A 15,289-nucleotide genomic window follows, 5' to 3' on the forward strand; every position below is an offset into this window, starting at 1 on the left:
CATAGGCTCGGCTCATGCCACGCCGTCATATGATCATGACCGGCGCAGACGGGGCTGCTCTGCGGGCCGCGCTGCGTGAACTGCGGACGAAGCTGGAGGTGCCGGAGGAGTTCCCGGCGCCCGTACTCGCCGAGGCCGAGCAGGCGGTACGACACCCCCTCCTGCCGGACTTCGACGCCACCGACATCCCCTTCTTCACGATCGACCCACCGGCCTCGCGCGATCTGGACCAGGCCATGCACCTGGCGAAGCGCGCCTCCGGCGGTTACCGCGTCCACTACGCCATCGCCGACGTCGCCGCCTACGTCACCCCCGGCGGCGCCCTCGACAGCGAGGTCCACCGCCGGGTCACCACCCTCTACTTCCCCGACGAGAAGGTCCCCCTGCACCCGGCCGTGCTCTCGGAGGGCGCCGCCAGCCTGCTCCCCGACCAGACCTGCCCGGCCCTGCTGTGGCGGCTCGACCTGGATGCCGAGGGACGGGTGGAGAGCACCGACGTGCGCCGAGCACTCGTGCGCAGCCGGGCCAAACTCGACTACGACGCCGTCCAGAAAGCCATCGACGCGGGTACCGCCGAGGAGCCGCTGGCCCTGCTGAAGGACATCGGGCGGCTGCGCGAGGCCTTGGAGGCGGAGCGCGGGGGCATCTCGCTGAACGTGCCCGAGCAGGAGATCGTCGAGCACGGGGGCTCGTACAGCCTGGCCTACCGGGCTCCGCTCCCGGCCGACGGCTGGAACGCGCAGATCTCCCTGATGACCGGCATGGCCGCCGCCGAGCTGATGCTCGCCGCCGGGACCGGGATCCTACGGACCCTGCCGACCGCCCCCGACGGAGCCGTCGGGCGGCTGCGCCGGGCGGCGAAGGCCCTGCGGATCGACTGGCCGCACCACGTCCCGTACGCGGAGCTCGTGCGCGGGCTCGATCCGCACCGGCCCGCCCACGCCGCCTTCCTCCAGGAGTGCACCGCTCTGCTGCGCGGCGCCGGCTACACGCTCTTCACCGGCGGCCTGACCCCGGACCCCGTGCTGCACGCCGCGGTCGCGGCCCCGTACGCCCATTGCACCGCGCCGCTGCGCCGGCTCGTCGACCGGTACACGGGTGAGCTGTGCGTCGCGGCCGTGGCGGGAGCCGAACCCCCCGGGTGGGCGCTGGAGGCGCTCGACTCCCTGCCGAAGGAGATGTCGGACGGGACCCGGCTGGCGAACTCGGCGGAGCGGGAGTCCGTGGACCTGGTGGAGGCGGCGCTGCTCAAGGACCGCGTCGGGGAGACCTTCGAGGCGACGGTCATCGACGTCAAGGACCGGGAGCCGCTGGTCGGCACGGTCCACTTGGCGGAGCCGGCGGTGATCGGCCGCGTGGAGTCCACGTCGGCGGAGCTGCCGCTGGGCGACCGCATCAGGGTCCGGCTGACGGAGGCGGACCCGGGTCGGGCGAAGGTGCTGTTCGCACCGGCCTAGGCGGCGCGGGGCTCGGGGCTCGGGGCTCGGCGCTCGGGGCGCGGCGGGGCGTCGGCGGCGGACGCCCCGCCCCGGCTCCCGGGAGCGGGTCAGCGGTGGCGGAGCCAGAAGCTGACGGCATTCCGGCCTGCCGGCAGGGGCAACGGCCCGGATCCGCCGTCGGATCACTCTGGCCATCGTCCCCTGTGACCTGGCATCATCGGCCGACCGCGCGGTACCACCTGCCGCGCAACAGCGGGGGGAGGGCCCGGACATGGGCTCGGCCGACGCCTTCGACGTACCCACGATGCCCGCCGCCGCCCCGGGCATACGATCAGCGCGCCGACGCGCACCGGCCGCCGCACTGCGGCCGCTCATCATCAACTACACGGGATTCCACACCGAGTTCATGGCCCCGAGGCTCCGACTGGAGCTGCCCACGGGCTGCGTGACGCTGGTCTTCAGCTTCTCCGAGGGCCTGTGGGTCTCCCGTACGGAAGACCTCGCCACCGCCCAACTGCGGCCCGTCGCACGGGCCATGATCAGCGGCCCGCGCACGGTGCCGGCGGTCGGGGTGCACGCGGGGGTCGTGCACGGGCTGGAGGTGAACATGACCCCGCAGGGCTGCTACCGGCTGTTCGGCGTCCCGATGTGGCACTTCGAGGACGCCCACATAGATCTGGTGGACGTACTCGGAGCGCAGGGCCGCTACCTCACCGAACGGCTCCAGGCACTCCCCTCGTGGACCGAGCGCTTCGCCCTGCTCGACGAGCTGTTCTGCGCCCGCCTCGACCACGGCCCCTCCCCCGCGCCCGAGGTCGGCGGAGCCCTCTGCGAGCTCTGGGCGAACACCCGCTCCCTGGCCCGGGTGAGCGCCTCGACGGGGTGGAGCGCCCGTACCGTACGGGCCCGGTTCCGCGAGCAGGTGGGCCTGTCGCCCAAAGCCATGGCCCGGGTGTTCCGGCTGCAGCACGCGCTGCGGATGCTGGCTGCCGGGACGGCGGCAGCGCAGGTGGCGGCGGCGTGCGGCTACCACGACCAGGCGCACCTGAGCCGTGAAGTGAAGGCGATGACGGGGCTGCCCCCGTCCCGGTTCGTCCTGCTGCGGGGCGGCCTGGCGCCCGGTTCGGTACTGGACCGGATGGCGGGCCGGGTCAGCAGCGTGATGCTGTCCGGCTGAGTGGCCGCTGACGGGCCCCTCCCCTCACCGCGAACGGGCGCTGCCGGCCCGAGACCGCCGGCCTTCGTCAGCTCCAGCGGATCAGCGACACCTGGTGGTCGGCGGCGCCGTCGAGAGGCTGCTCCAGTTCGGCGATCTTCACCGGCTGAGCGCCCGGGGTGGCGAAGTCCGACCGGTAGAGCACCCACTGGTCCCTGTCGGTCTCGGACAGGAAGGCGAAGCTCTTGCCGTCCGGGGAGGGCGTCGGGTCTCCGGGGTGCCGGTCGCTCTCGGGGAGCAGGTTTTCGGTTTTGGTGACGCGCTGGTAGTCCGCGCTGAAGGTGAGCTGCTCAAGGCTGTCGTACCGGCAGACGAGGGTGGTGTCGTTACGCCAGAGGGCCGGGTCGCAGAACTGCTTCGTGCCGGTGTCCCCGGGGAGCGCACCGGGCGCGCGCAGGGCAGGCGACTTGATCTCCTTCAGGAGTCCCTCATCGTTGGGATTCACCCGGAACAAGCCGAGCCCCAGGTTGGTGTTGGACCCCGCCACCACCCCCGAGGGCGAGACGGGCGAGTCGTCCTCGTTCGCCGCCAGGATCGTGGCGGCGGTCACCCCGTCCTTGGCCATGCGGCTCGGGAGTTGCGCGTACGGCACCATCTTCTGGGTTCCCGCACCGCCCTTGGGGTCCCGGAAGTACCTCGGCGGCTTCACCTCGTCAGAGTCGTACCAGAGCTGGTTGGTCACGGGGTGGAAGACAGCGGCGCTCGACTCCAGGTCCTTGCCGAAGGCGTCCGGATCGGGAGGCGCGATCTCCGCACCCGTCGACGTGTCGACAACTGCGGCCCGGGAGTCCTTGGAGAGGCCCGCCACCATCGTGAGGTCCTGGCTGAACGCGTGGTGGGCCGTCATGCGCGGGCCACCATCGCCCTTGCAGCCGGCCGTGGGCTTGAACCGGCTCGGCAGCACGGAACTGCGCTCGGCCACCAGCTTCCCGTCCTTGAGGGCGTAGGAGCGCAGCGTCACCCCGTACACGGTCCGGCCCTCGGCGTCGGGCATGTCCGTGCAGAACATCAGCGAGATGGTGTCCTTCTACGCGAGAGGCGCCTTCTTGACGTCCGCAACTCCCTTGCCCTCCCCGGCGAGACCGTTGCCGAACGCACCGTCGACGGCCGAGCCTCCACCGTCGCCACACGCGGTCAGCAGAAACATCGCCCCCGCGATGGCCCATCCCGATCTGAACTGTCGCCCCACTGCGAATCACGTCTTCCTTGCTCATCCATGCTGACGTGATCATTCAAACAGACGGAAGGGAAAGCCAGTTCGGGCCCGGGACGCGCCTCGGATCGCGTCCCGGGCCGCGGCCGGACCGTGTCGTCCGGCGGCGGCTCCCCCGTTGGATTCCGCCGGACCCCGCCGACGGGCGTCGGCTCCCGTCGGCGAGCGGTTCGCCCGCCCCGGGCTGAGGACCCCCGTACCTCAGCCCACGGGCGAGCGCGCCGACCCCCTGGCCCTGCACCTGGAGCCTGCCGCCGTGACGGCATCGCGACTCCTCCCCCTTCCCGTCCCGCCCACCGGCTCCGCCGCTCAGTCGGCTAGACGCATCGCGTCGAGCGGTTGAGCGCCGAACCATCTAGTGGGCTAGACGGCTGGACGAAGATACGCCGCGGCACACATGGCCTGTCAAGCTCCTACGCGGCGCCCCGCGGGCAATATGGCGTGGGTCACATTCCCCGGGGTCCGCTAGCTGGGTAGACGCAGTTCGTTGCACTGTGTGGCGAAAGCCATCTAGGCAGGTAGATAATGTCGACGATGATTTAGTACTGGACCATGTGATCCAGCCGTAGACGGGAGCAGTGACGGTGATGGGTGAGGAGACCCCCACCGGCCGGCGGGACACCATGGGTGACCGCCTCGGCTTCTTGATCGAGACGATCCACCCGGCGGGCCGCGGTCCGTACACGTACCAAGAGATCGCCGAGGGCACCAAGAAGCTGGCGGGACCCTCCGTCTCGCACGGCACCGTCCAGACCATCCGCCTGAACAACAACCCGAACCCGGGCATCGACTCGATCCGCGCCATCGCCAATTTCTTCGGCGTCACCGTCGGGTACCTGGCCGACGGCGAGAACGCCCAGGCGATCGAGCAGCGGATCGAGGAGCGGATCGCGCGGCTGCGCGAGGAGATGGGCAAGGCCGCCGCGGCCGACGAGTTCGCCCAGGTCCTCGAGGACGAGCAGGTCAAGGCCGCGGCCTTCCGCCTCAGCGGGCTGTCGGCCGGTTCCATGCGGTCCGTCACCGGCCTGATCAAGCAGCTCCGGAAGGCCGAAGGGCTTCCGGATGTGAAGCCGCGCCGCCGCCGCGGCAAGGAGTCCTGAGGCGCGAATCAGCCACGCGCCTCACCCCATCAGCCATATTCCGGCCACCGATACGTCCTCAGTCAGCCCCTGCTGTGCTTCCGGTTACTCTCAGACCCGATCGGGTGTACGGACTGGGCGATGACGGGCGGGGAGGGCGACCATGCGCTGGTGGAAGCGCGCCGACGCGGAGTGCGCCGCCGTCGCGGACCGGCTCGTCATCCCCCGGCCGTTCGACCTGGAAGCCTTCTGCGAGGGCATAGCCGCGCAGCGCGGCCGGCCGCTGATCCTGCTGCCCCTCGACGGACCCCCCGACCCGGCCCTGCCCTGCGGGATCTGGCTCGGACTGGACGTCGCCGACCTCGTCTTCTACGACGCCGTCGCCGCCGAGATCCTCAAGGTGCAGATCGTCCTCCACGAGATCTCGCACATGCTCCTCGGCCACGTCGCTCCCGAACTCGACATGCCCGAACAGCCCTCGGACCGGGAGATCGCCCGGGCCTCCGAGCACTTCCAGCGCCTGCTGACGCGTACGCACACGGCCGTCTCCGGACTCGACCGCCCCGAGCTGCCCGTGGCCTCGATCATCCGCACCGAGGCGGCCCGGATCAGGAACGTCGCGCGCAGGACCGAATCGATCGACGAGGAACTCGGCCTCGACATCGACCGCCTGGCCCACCTGATGGGGCGGAGCAAGTTCGCCAGCCCGCAGGAGCGGCAGGCCGAGACCCTGGCCACGCTCATCCACGAGCGGGCCGGCCGCTACAACACGACGCAGTCGACCTCCAGCGAGGCCGAGGACCGTCTCGTACGCCTCCATGACGCCCTCGGGCACCCCGTTCGAAACACGTGGTCGTGAAGTGAAACACCTCGAAATCGCCATCCTGGCCATGCTCTGGGCGGTGACGCTCTGGCGCGCCCCCTCAGCCGTCCGGTCGGTCAAACAGCGGGCCCTGTGGACGGCGTTCGCCGCCCTGACCGTCTCCATGACGCTCCGCCTCCCCGGCGTGATGCGCACCCTGGACGACTGGGCGGGAGTCAACAACCTCTCCACCCTCGTCAAGCACTGGCTGGGCGTGATCGCGGCCGGCGCGGTCGTCGACTTCGTCGTCGCCATCGCCCGCCCGGAGACCGGCCGCCGGCTGCGGGCCCGGCACTACGCCGCCCTCACCGCTATGACGGCCATGGCCGTGCTCTTCGTCTTCTTCGTCCCGCGGCCCCACGAGATGACCGACTTCTTCGAGGAGACCGCGGGCAACGGCTGGGCCACGGTCTACTACCTCCTCTTCGTCGTCTACCTCGGCATCGCCATGGCCACCGCCACCTGGCTCTTCTGGGGCAGCGCCCGGCACGCCAGCGCCCTGTGGCTGCGCACCGGCGTCCGCCTCATGGGCATCGGAACCGCCGTCGGCGTGCTCTACACCCTGCTGCGGGCCGGGTACATCGCGAGCCGCCTCGCGGGCCTCACGGACGCCACCAGCGACATCGCGGTCGACAACGTCACCGACGCCCTGAAGTACCTGGCGATCGGCTTCATCCTCATCGGGAGCAGCATCCCGGCCTTCGGCGTGGCCTGGCGCACCGTCCAGGACGGCCGCCACCACCGGCAGCTCCAGCCGCTCTGGCAGGACCTGACCGCAGTCACCCCCGACATCGTCCTGAAGACCGGACTCCTGCGCAGCCCGCGCCTGCGGCTGTACCGGCGGGTGATCGAGATCCGCGACGCCGCGCTGACCCTGGACGCCTACACCGCCCACGAGGTCCGCGAGCGCGCGCACCGCGCCGCCCTGGACGCGGGGTTCGACCCGGCGACGAGCCCGGCGGCCGAGGCCCTGTGGATGCGGGCGGCCCGCGAGGGCAAGGCCCGCGGGGTCCTGCCGCTCCACGGCACCCAGGAGCCGGCGGCCACCGCCGGCATCGACGAACTCGACTTCTCCGCCGAAGTACTGCGACTCATCCAGCTCGCCCGGATCTACCACTCCGCCGTGGCCAACGCATTCCTCACCACCGCCGGCACCGGCGCCAGCACCAGCACCAGCACCAGCACCAGCCAGGAGGCCACGGCGTGACCGCCACGCTCACCCAGCCCGCCGAGTCCCGATCCGCCCGCCTGATCACCAACGGGCTCGATCCCAAGACCTGGATCATCGCCGACACCCTCCTGATCGGCTGGCACACCGCCGGCCTCGCCGGGATCGGCTGGGGACTCCTGGGCTGCCTGTTCAGCGCCGTCATCCCGCTGGCCTTCATCAAGTACGGCATCCGGCGCGGCCGCTGGGCCGACCGGCACGTCGGTCAGCGCCAACAGCGCATCACCGTGATGGTGTTCATCATCGGCTCGGTCGCCACCGGCATCCTGCTGATGGCACTGCTCGGCTCGCCCCGCACGATGATCGCGCTGATCGCGGCCATGCTGGTCACCCTCGCGGCCCTGCTCGCCGTGACCCCCGTCTGGAAGATCAGCGTGCACGCGGCCGTCTCCTCCGGGAGCGTCGCCATGCTCGCCCTGACCTACGGGCCCTGGCTGCTGCTCGCCTACCCGCTGGTCGCCGTCGTCGGCTGGTCCCGGGTCGCGCTGAAGGACCACACCCTCGCCCAGGTCCTCGCGGGCACCGCGGTGGGCGCGGCCGTCGCGGCCACCACCTTCGCGCTGGTCCGCTAGGCCGTCTCTTTCGGATCTTGTCCGACCCGGCGGGGCAGCCCGTTTTCGAGCCGTGCCGTTTTCGACAAGACAGGCGCGCACCGGCTTGTCACGCTCGGCGCACACAGTCACCACTGTGGCAGCCCGTCACGGGGGTGTGGGCTGCCGCAGTGCGTCGACCAGTGGGCGGGTCTGCGGTCCGGTGTACGGGGCCGCGTGGTCTGCGGGCCGCACCCCGTGCGGCGGCCGCCGCAGCGCCCACCGGGCCAGCGAGGCAGACGCGCGCAGCTCGTGAAGCACGAGGCAGCGTACGGACACCGGGACCACGGCCCGCACGGCCTCGCGGCGGGCCGTGCCCGGGCCAGCCGGACGGCTTCGCGCACGCTGTAGGCGCGATTGCCGTTGGGGCGCCGGTCCGGCTCGGGGAGCAGGCCGACGTGGTGGTAGTGCCGGATCGCCCGGGTGGTGACCCCGACGAGCGCGGCGATCTCTCCGATCCGCATGGGTTCCAGTAGAAACCCTGCCGTTGCGTCAAGGTCAAGCCGTGATGACGCAGCCGGTACGATGGGCGGCACGACAGACGAGTCGGCCGGGCGGCCGCGTCGGGATCCCCGGATCCCGCCGAGGAACGTCCGGGCTCCACAGGGCAGGGTGGTGGCTAACGGCCACCCGGGGTGACCCGCGGGACAGTGCCACAGAAAACAGACCGCCTGGGGCTTCGGCCCCCGGTAAGGGTGAAACGGTGGTGTAAGAGACCACCAGCGCCTGAGGTGACTCAGGCGGCTAGGTAAACCCCACCCGGAGCAAGGTCAAGAGGGGCCGTTTTCGGACGGCCCTGCGCGAACGTTCGAGGGCTGCCCGCCCGAGTTCGCGGGTAGACCGCACGAGGCCGGCGGCAACGCCGGTCCTAGATGGATGGCCGTCTCCCCGGCGACCGCGAGGTCACCGGGTGACAGAACCCGGCGTACAGGCCGGCTCGTCTGTCGACGAACAGCCCCGCTTTCCCGTTCGTTCGGGTGCGGGGGCTTCGTCGTACCGGTACCCGCGCTCAGGCCTCCCAGTGGGCCCCGTAGCGGGGCCGGTAGGGCTCGATGACCGGCTCGGGGTCGTGGAGCGCGGCGCGGCAGGCGGTACGCACCCGGGCGCGGGCGACGCGCTCGGCCAGGTTGGCGGCCTCGGACAGGGGTCCCCCGAAGGCGCAGCAGTACCGCCAGCTGTCGAAGGCGCGGCGGACCTCCCGTGGCTGCGGGCGTCGGCCTTCCTTCGCCGCGGTACGGAGCTCGGCGGCGGAGTAGCGCAGGGTGCGCAGGTCCACTCGGCGCCAGGGGCCGGCGAATCCCGCGTGCCGCGGGGCGAGCGCGTCGCGCGCCGCGAACGGGGTGCGCCGGGCGGGAACGTGGTGGGCGGTGCGGGACAAGGAGAGCCTCCAGCCGCACCCCAGGGCCTTCCTGGGGGTGCTACCGGAAGCCGGACGGGTACGGCGGCATGGGCGGTCCTTCCTGCTGTCCTCGCGTGACCCCTTTCTACCAACCGGCGGTGCGGTGCGGCTCGGGGATGACGACGGGGATGACGACGAGGCCCCCGCCCGGTCGGGGCGGGGGGCCTCGTCGTGCGGCCGGGCGCGGTGGCTCAGCGCAGGTGGGACGTGTCGTTCAGGAGGCGGACCGAGGCGTTGCCGTCGGCGTAGTAGGCGACCGCCGACAGGGAGGCCGCCGAGAGCTCCATGCGGAACAGGGCCTCCGGCGGGGCGCCCAGCGCCAGCCGGACCAGGATCTTGACCGGCGTCACGTGCGAGACGAGGAGCACCGTGCGGCCCGCGTGTTCGGCGAGCAGCCGGTCCCTGGTCGCCGAGATGCGGCGGGTGGCCGAAGCGAAGCTTTCGCCGCCGCCCGTGGGGGCGGCCCTCGGGGAGTCCAGCCACGCCTGGAGGTCCTCGGGATGGCGCTCGCGCGCCTCCGCGAAGGTCAGCCCCTCCCACGCGCCGAAGTCGACCTCGCGCAGGCCCTCTTCGACGGCGACGGTGAGCCCGAGCCTGTCGGCGACGGCCTGCGCGGTCTGCCGGCAGCGCCGCAGCGGGGAGCTGATCACCGTCTCGATGGTGCCGCGCGCAGCGAGCGACTCCGCGACGGCGGCGGCCTGGCGGCGGCCCGCCTCGGAGAGCTCCGGGTCGCTGCCGCCGCTGCCGGAGAACCGCTTCTGCGGGGTCAGCGCGGTCTCGCCGTGGCGCAGCAGCACGAAGGTGGCGGGGGGTCCCATGTCGGGTCCCCAGCCCTGTCCCGCCGCGGGGGCGGAAGCGGTGCCGGCGGCCGTGCCCGTGCCGGCGGCCGTGCCCGTGCCCGTGTCGGTGGCCGGACCGGCAGCCGTGCCCGTGCCGGTGGCCCGACCGGCCAGGTCCGGCCCGGAAGCCGGGGCCCCGACCGGGAGTTCCACCGGGCCCGCCAGGTCAGCCGGGTCCCCGAAGAGGGTGTCGGCGACGGCCGGTGCGGAGCCGGCCGTCCCGCCCGCAGCGGCGCCCGCACGGGTCCGCGTACCACCGCCGGAGGCGAGGGCGGCGCGGACGGCTGCGGCACCCTTCGCCGCGTCACCCGCAGGGCCCTGCGGGGACGCCAGCGCACGGGCCGCCGAGGCGTCCAGGGCTGCGGAGGAGTTCGACGGCTCCCACTGCTTGCCGCGCTTGCCCGCGTCCATCGCCTCGTTCGCGAGCCGGTCCGCGTGCTTGTTCCGCTCGCGCGGGATCCACTCGTACGTCACCTGGGCGCGCGGCATGACCTTCGCCGCCTCCGCCGCGAGCGGCTTCATGTCCGGGTGCTTGATCTTCCAGCGGCCCGACATCTGCTCGACGACGAGCTTGGAGTCCATGCGTACGAGGACCACCGCGTCCGGGTCCAGCTCGCGGGCGGCCTTCAGCCCGGCGATGAGGCCCTTGTACTCGGCCACGTTGTTCGTCGCGACGCCGATGTACTCCGCGCGCTCGGCCAGCGTCTCGCCCGTCACCGGGTCGAGGACGACGGAGCCGTACCCGGCGGGCCCCGGGTTGCCCCGGGAGCCGCCGTCGGCTTCCACAACGAACCGCGGCATCAGATGCCCGAGTCGGCCATGCGGACCAGGATGCGGCCGCAGCTCTCGTGCCGGACGATCTGGTCGCGGGCGGCGGCCTTGATCTCGTTGACCTCGGCGAGGTCGAGCTCCAGGCGACAGCCCTCGCAGCGGCGCTGCGACAGGCGGGCGGCGCCGACGCCGCCCTGCTTCACGCGGATCTTCTCGTACAGGGCCATCAGCGCGGTCGGCATCGTGGTGACGATGACTTCGCGGTCCCTGGCGATGCCGGCGACCTCGGCGTCGATCTCGCCGGTGGCGGCGTCGCGGCGCGCGGTGGCGTCGACGAGCTTGGCCTCCAGGGAGGCGACCCGGTCGGTGAGCTCGGTGACGCGCTCCTGCGCACCCTCCAGACGCTCCATGACCTCCAGGACCACGTCCTCCAGGTCACCCTGGCGCTTGGCGAGGGAGACGACCTCGCTCTGCAGGTTGGCCAGGTCGCGGGCGGAGATGCCGACACCGGTGTCCAGGCGGGACTGGTCGCGGGCGGCGCGCTGGCGCACCTGGTCCACATCCTGCTCGGCCTTGGTCTGCTCGCGGGCGGCGTCGGTGGCCTGCGTCTGGGCGGCGACGAGGAAGTCGCGCTGCTGGGCCAGGTCGCTGGTCAGCGAGTCGACCTCGGCGTGCTCGGGCAGCATCTTGCGCTTGTGGGTCAGCTGAGACAGCCGGACGTCCAGGGCCTGGACGTCGAGAAGTCGGATCTGGTCGGCGGGCTCGGCGTTCAGTTGGGGGCTCCAGGGAGAGAAGGGGAGATCGAAGGGGATGTCACGGACGGCGCGTGCGCCGTCCACGGGTCGGTGGCCGTGCGCGAGACGTGGGTCCGCAGACCCCAGCCGTTGCGCTCGGAGACGGCGTCGAGCTGGGCCGCGGCCTGCTCGCACCAGGGCCATTCGGTGGCCCAGTGGGCGGCGTCGACGAGGGCGAGCGGGCTCTGCTCGCGGGCCTCGGACACCGGGTGGTGGCGCAGGTCGGCGGTGACGTACGCGTCGACACCGGCGGCCCGGACCTGCGCGAAGAGGCTGTCGCCGGAGCCGCCGCTGACGGCGACCCTGCGGATCATCGCGTCGGGGTCACCGGCCACCCGGATGCCCTGGGCGGTCGGCTGGAGCCAGGCGGCGACGCGCGCGGTGAACTCGCGCAGCGTCTCGGGGCGGTCCAGCTCGCAGAGCCGGCCCAGGCCCCGGCGGCCGGCGGGGTCGCTCGGGTCGGGGACCAGCGGGCCGGTGACGCGCAGGTCGAGGGCGCCGGCGAGGGCGTCGGAGACGCCCGGGTCGGCGGTGTCGGCGTTGGTGTGGGCGACGTGCAGCGCGATGTCGTTCTTGATCAGCGTGTGCACGACGCGGCCCTTGAAGGTGCCGGCCTCGACGGTGGTGGTGCCCCGCAGGTAGAGGGGGTGGTGGGTGACGAGCAGGTCGGCGCCCAGCTTCACCGCTTCGTCGACGATCTCCTGGACCGGGTCGACGGCGAACAGGACCCGGGTGACCTCGGCGTCGGGGTCGCCGCAGACGGTGCCGACGGCGTCCCACTCCTCGGCCCGCGAGGGGGGCCACAGAGCGTCCAGCGCGGCGATGACTTCAGAGAGACGGGGCACAGGCCAAGGCTACCGTCCGTGGCGACCGGCCCCGGTCTTCCCGTCCCATCCGCGAGCTGATGCGGATACTGTCTGCGGCGGCAGGGGAAACGGGGGGATCCATGCGTGCCGGAGAAGTGCTCGACGCCCGATATGAGCTGGTCCGGCGCCTGGACGTGGGCGGCATGGGCGAGGTCTGGGAGGGCATCGACCGGCGCATCCGCCGCAAGGTCGCGATCAAGCTGATCCGCGAGGAAGCCGATCCGGCGCTGGTCCCCGAGCTGGTGTCCCGGCTCGGCCGGGAGGCGACGGCGGCGGGACGGCTCGCGCACCCCCACATCGTCGCCGTGTACGACTACAACAGCGTGGCGCAGGACGACGTACCCCTCGTGTACATCGTCATGGAGCTCGTACGGGGCCGCTCGCTCGCGGAGGAGCTCGCGCAGCGGCTGCCCGCGCTCCCGCAGGCGCTGGCCTGGGCCGAGCAGATCGCGCTGGCCCTGGAGTCGGCGCACGGGCCGGAGGCGGGGGTGGTCCACCGGGACCTCAAGCCCGGCAACGTGATGGTCACCTACGGCGGGCTGGTCAAGCTCCTCGACTTCGGGATCGCCCGCTTCCTGGAGGACAACGACACCCACCACACGAAGCTCACCGGTGCCCGGATGGTCGGCACCCCGGCCTACATGGCGCCCGAGCAGTGCGACGGCCGGCCGGTGGACGGGCGGACCGACCTGTACGCCCTGGGCTGCCTGCTCTACACGATGCTGACCGGGCGGCCGCCCTTCACCCTGGACCGGGGCCTGCTCCAGGTGATGTACCAGCAGGTGCACGAGGTTCCGCCGCCGCCGAGCGCGTACCTGCCGGTGCCCTCGCCCGTGGACCGGCTGGTCATGGAACTGCTGGCCAAGGATCCGGCGGACCGGCCGGCGAACGCCGCGCAGGTGGTGGACCGGCTGCGCACGCTGAGCCGGACGCTCGCGGCGGCCGCCGCCCCGGTGGCGGCACCCGAGGCGGCCGCGCCCGCGGGGCCCGGGGCCGCCGGTGCGGGGGCGTACGTACCGACCGAGCCGGACCTGCCGCCCGCGCCGCCGCCCGTACGGGAGCCCGACGAGGACGAAGACGAGGTACTGGAGGGCGAGTACGCCGATCCCGACCCGAGCGAGGTCTTCAGCGCCCGGATCCGGGCCGCGCTGGTGGAGCGCGGCCGGGTGGCGCGCGCGGAGGACGATCCCGGGATCGCGCGGCTGGCGCTGGGCGAGCTGCTCGCCGACACCATCCGGCTGTTCGGCGCCGAGGACCCGCTGACCGTGGAGTTCGGCTTCGACCTGGCCTGCGCCTGCGCCCGTGACGGACTCTTCGGGGAGGCCTCCGCGCTACTCGGCGAGATCGTGCCCCGCATGGAGGCACTGCACGGGCCCGAGGACCGCCGCACCCTCTACGCCCGCTGCCTGCTGCCCTGGTACCTGGCGGGTGCGGGCGCCCTGCGCGAGGCCGCCGAGCTGTACGCGGACATCGTGCGCGATCTGCGCCGGGTGCTCGGGGAGAGCGACAGCCTCACCCTGCACACCCGGTACCAGTACGTCACCCAGCTGGCCAAGGCCGGCGACGACGTCGGCGCGGTCCAGCTGTGGCTCTCCCTGATCCCGCGGCTGGACGCCGAGCAGCGCACGGTGGGCTCGCTCGCCGCGGACGCGCGCCGCGAGCTGTGCGACGCGGTCCTGCGGCTGCGGGGGGACGCGGAGGCCGCCGCCCGGCTGCGGGTGCTCGTGGCGAATCTGGTGGGGCTGCTGGAGGACGGGCGGGAGGAGACGTACGCGGCCCGGATCGTGATGGCCGGCTGGGTCGCCGATGCGGGGACCGCGCAGGAGACGCTGCCCACCTGGCGGGTGCTGATCAGCGACTGCACGGCGGCCCTCGGGGCGGAGCATCCGCTGACACTGCTGGCGCGGTTCCGGCTGGCCGAGCACACCGAGGGCGCGGGCCGCCCCACGGAGGCCCGCGCCCTGCTGGTGGAGCTGATGCCGGCGCTGTACGCGCACCAGGGGCCGGCCGGGGAGCTGGTGCTACGGGCCCGCTACCTGCTGGCGCTGACCACCCGGGCCGTCGATCCGGCGGCGGACCTCGCGCAGTGGGAGGAGCTGGCACCGGATCTGGAGGCGCTGCTCGGGAGCGGGGACCGGCTGACGGTGGACGCCTGGTTCCGGCTCGCGCTGGCCCTGTCCGCGCGGGACCGGCCGGCGGAGGCGCTGCCGCTGCTGAACTCCGTACTGCCGCGGCGCGGCGAACTGTTCGGGGCGGACGATCCGGTCACCCTGCGCGGGCGGTGCGCGCAGGCGGCCGGGGTGGCCGCGCTGCACGGGGAGGCGGTGGCGCGGCCGATGTGGCGGGAGCTGCTGGCGGAGGTGACGCGGGCGATGGGCGCCCGGCACGCCCTGACCCGCGAGGTCCGGGAGCGGCTGGGACTCGCCCCCGAGCCGGAGGAGTCGCGGTCGGCGGACCTCTCCGGACTCGGACCGATCCGGACCGTACGGGCCACGTGACGGCGGGCCCGTGCCGACGGGCCCGCGACGGACGGCCCGCGACGGCGGGCCGCGCGACGGCCCGTCCGCGGCGGGCTACTTGACCAGGAAGCCGCGCAGGTCGTCGAAGGCCTTGTCGGCGGCGGTCACGCCGAGGCCCAGTTACCAGGTCTCGTCCGGGACCTCCTTGGCCGGCCCCTGCTTCACGGCCTCCAGACCCTTCCACAGCGGGTTGCCCTCGGCGGAGTCGCGATATCGCACAGCACAATCGCCGTCTCCCCCACAGCCGAATCCCGGCCCCGCCACCCATATGTGTGAAGCGAGGGTTGTCGCGTCGTCCGGCAGGAAGCGCGATCACTACGTTCTGCGGCGGAGCCACCGAGGAGGTGACCGCCAGGTAACGGGATCCCCCTCCGGAGGGAGGGGCTTTCAGCCGCGTCGGTTGGAAGCGGCCGTTACCAGCACCAGCCAACGGCGCGTATCGGAGGTGAACGAAGTTGGCTACGTATCGCGTAG

At 72.8% G+C, this 15,289-nt stretch carries 13 protein-coding genes, 1 other RNA gene and 2 pseudogenes; 8 read left to right on the forward strand and 8 right to left on the reverse strand.

The features are described from left to right. Positions 1 to 14: 14 nt before the first annotated feature. Together AC3IYI_RS11825 and AC3IYI_RS11830 are read left to right on the forward strand one after the other, a co-directional pair. Positions 15 to 1,457: an RNB domain-containing ribonuclease gene (locus AC3IYI_RS11825; protein WP_489410140.1), complete on the forward strand. Its 1,443-nt coding sequence runs from the start codon at positions 15 to 17 to the stop codon at positions 1,455 to 1,457. A 253-nt stretch (positions 1,458 to 1,710) separates the two neighbouring features. Further along, the gene (locus AC3IYI_RS11830; protein WP_489410141.1) at positions 1,711 to 2,616 is read left to right on the forward strand and encodes a helix-turn-helix domain-containing protein; all 906 of its coding nucleotides are present in this window, start codon (positions 1,711 to 1,713) and stop codon (positions 2,614 to 2,616) included. 67 nt (positions 2,617 to 2,683) lie between these two features. Here AC3IYI_RS11830 and AC3IYI_RS11835 read toward each other — a convergent pair whose 3' ends face one another. Beyond that, positions 2,684 to 3,664 (reverse strand): hypothetical protein, encoded by a 981-nt coding sequence (locus AC3IYI_RS11835; RefSeq protein ID WP_489410142.1) that lies wholly within the window; start codon positions 3,662 to 3,664, stop codon positions 2,684 to 2,686. A 791-nt stretch (positions 3,665 to 4,455) separates the two neighbouring features. On the opposite strand from AC3IYI_RS11835, the gene AC3IYI_RS11840 reads away from it, so the two are divergent. The 4 genes from AC3IYI_RS11840 to AC3IYI_RS11855 all read left to right on the forward strand — a co-directional run bounded on the left by AC3IYI_RS11840 (position 4,456) and on the right by AC3IYI_RS11855 (position 7,609). Then, complete coding sequence (locus AC3IYI_RS11840; RefSeq protein WP_489410143.1) at positions 4,456 to 4,968, forward strand: XRE family transcriptional regulator; 513 nt, start codon at positions 4,456 to 4,458, stop codon at positions 4,966 to 4,968. 142 nt (positions 4,969 to 5,110) lie between these two features. Then, entirely contained in the window at positions 5,111 to 5,806 is a 696-nt protein-coding gene (locus AC3IYI_RS11845; RefSeq protein ID WP_489410144.1) for a hypothetical protein, read from the forward strand. A gap of 1 nt (position 5,807) precedes the next feature. Beyond that, positions 5,808 to 7,016, forward strand: coding sequence for an MAB_1171c family putative transporter (locus AC3IYI_RS11850; RefSeq protein ID WP_489410145.1), 1,209 nt, complete (start codon positions 5,808 to 5,810; stop codon positions 7,014 to 7,016). Further along, a complete protein-coding gene (locus tag AC3IYI_RS11855; RefSeq protein WP_489410146.1) occupies positions 7,013 to 7,609 on the forward strand; it encodes a hypothetical protein in 597 nt (198 codons plus the stop codon). The genes AC3IYI_RS11850 and AC3IYI_RS11855 overlap by 4 nt, the downstream gene beginning before the upstream one ends. A gap of 126 nt (positions 7,610 to 7,735) precedes the next feature. On the opposite strand, the gene AC3IYI_RS11860 is transcribed toward AC3IYI_RS11855, so the two are convergent. Both AC3IYI_RS11860 and AC3IYI_RS11865 read right to left on the reverse strand, forming a co-directional pair. Further along, positions 7,736 to 7,888, reverse strand: a complete 153-nt coding sequence (locus AC3IYI_RS11860) for a hypothetical protein (protein ID WP_489411920.1) — start codon at positions 7,886 to 7,888, stop codon at positions 7,736 to 7,738. Between the two features lie 50 nt (positions 7,889 to 7,938). Continuing rightward, positions 7,939 to 8,091, reverse strand: a pseudogene (locus AC3IYI_RS11865) (MerR family DNA-binding transcriptional regulator); the annotation flags it as partial. A 78-nt stretch (positions 8,092 to 8,169) separates the two neighbouring features. Here AC3IYI_RS11865 and rnpB point away from each other — a divergent pair. Beyond that, an RNA gene (rnpB, locus tag AC3IYI_RS11870) (RNase P RNA component class A) lies at positions 8,170 to 8,571 on the forward strand. A 65-nt stretch (positions 8,572 to 8,636) separates the two neighbouring features. Here the strand turns inward: rnpB and AC3IYI_RS11875 are convergent. From AC3IYI_RS11875 to AC3IYI_RS11890, 4 genes are all read right to left on the reverse strand, one after another. Continuing rightward, positions 8,637 to 9,005 (reverse strand): hypothetical protein, encoded by a 369-nt coding sequence (locus AC3IYI_RS11875; protein ID WP_489410147.1) that lies wholly within the window; start codon positions 9,003 to 9,005, stop codon positions 8,637 to 8,639. A 212-nt stretch (positions 9,006 to 9,217) separates the two neighbouring features. After that, complete coding sequence (locus AC3IYI_RS11880) at positions 9,218 to 10,666, reverse strand: bifunctional RNase H/acid phosphatase (protein WP_489410148.1); 1,449 nt, start codon at positions 10,664 to 10,666, stop codon at positions 9,218 to 9,220. Then, complete coding sequence (locus AC3IYI_RS11885) at positions 10,666 to 11,409, reverse strand: zinc ribbon domain-containing protein (RefSeq protein ID WP_489411506.1); 744 nt, start codon at positions 11,407 to 11,409, stop codon at positions 10,666 to 10,668. The genes AC3IYI_RS11880 and AC3IYI_RS11885 overlap by 1 nt, the downstream gene beginning before the upstream one ends. Then, the gene (locus AC3IYI_RS11890) at positions 11,406 to 12,275 is read right to left on the reverse strand and encodes a Nif3-like dinuclear metal center hexameric protein (protein WP_489410149.1); all 870 of its coding nucleotides are present in this window, start codon (positions 12,273 to 12,275) and stop codon (positions 11,406 to 11,408) included. Before AC3IYI_RS11890 ends, AC3IYI_RS11885 begins: the two co-directional genes overlap by 4 nt. Before the next feature lie 101 nt (positions 12,276 to 12,376). On the opposite strand from AC3IYI_RS11890, the gene AC3IYI_RS11895 reads away from it, so the two are divergent. Beyond that, positions 12,377 to 14,794, forward strand: coding sequence for a serine/threonine-protein kinase (locus AC3IYI_RS11895; protein ID WP_489410150.1), 2,418 nt, complete (start codon positions 12,377 to 12,379; stop codon positions 14,792 to 14,794). Between the two features lie 75 nt (positions 14,795 to 14,869). On the opposite strand, the pseudogene AC3IYI_RS11900 reads toward AC3IYI_RS11895, so the two are convergent. Continuing rightward, positions 14,870 to 15,025: pseudogene (locus AC3IYI_RS11900) on the reverse strand (ABC transporter substrate-binding protein); the annotation flags it as partial. Between the last annotated feature and the right edge of the window lie 264 nt (positions 15,026 to 15,289).

The sequence above is a fragment of the Streptomyces sp. GL_148 genome (assembly GCF_057834205.1).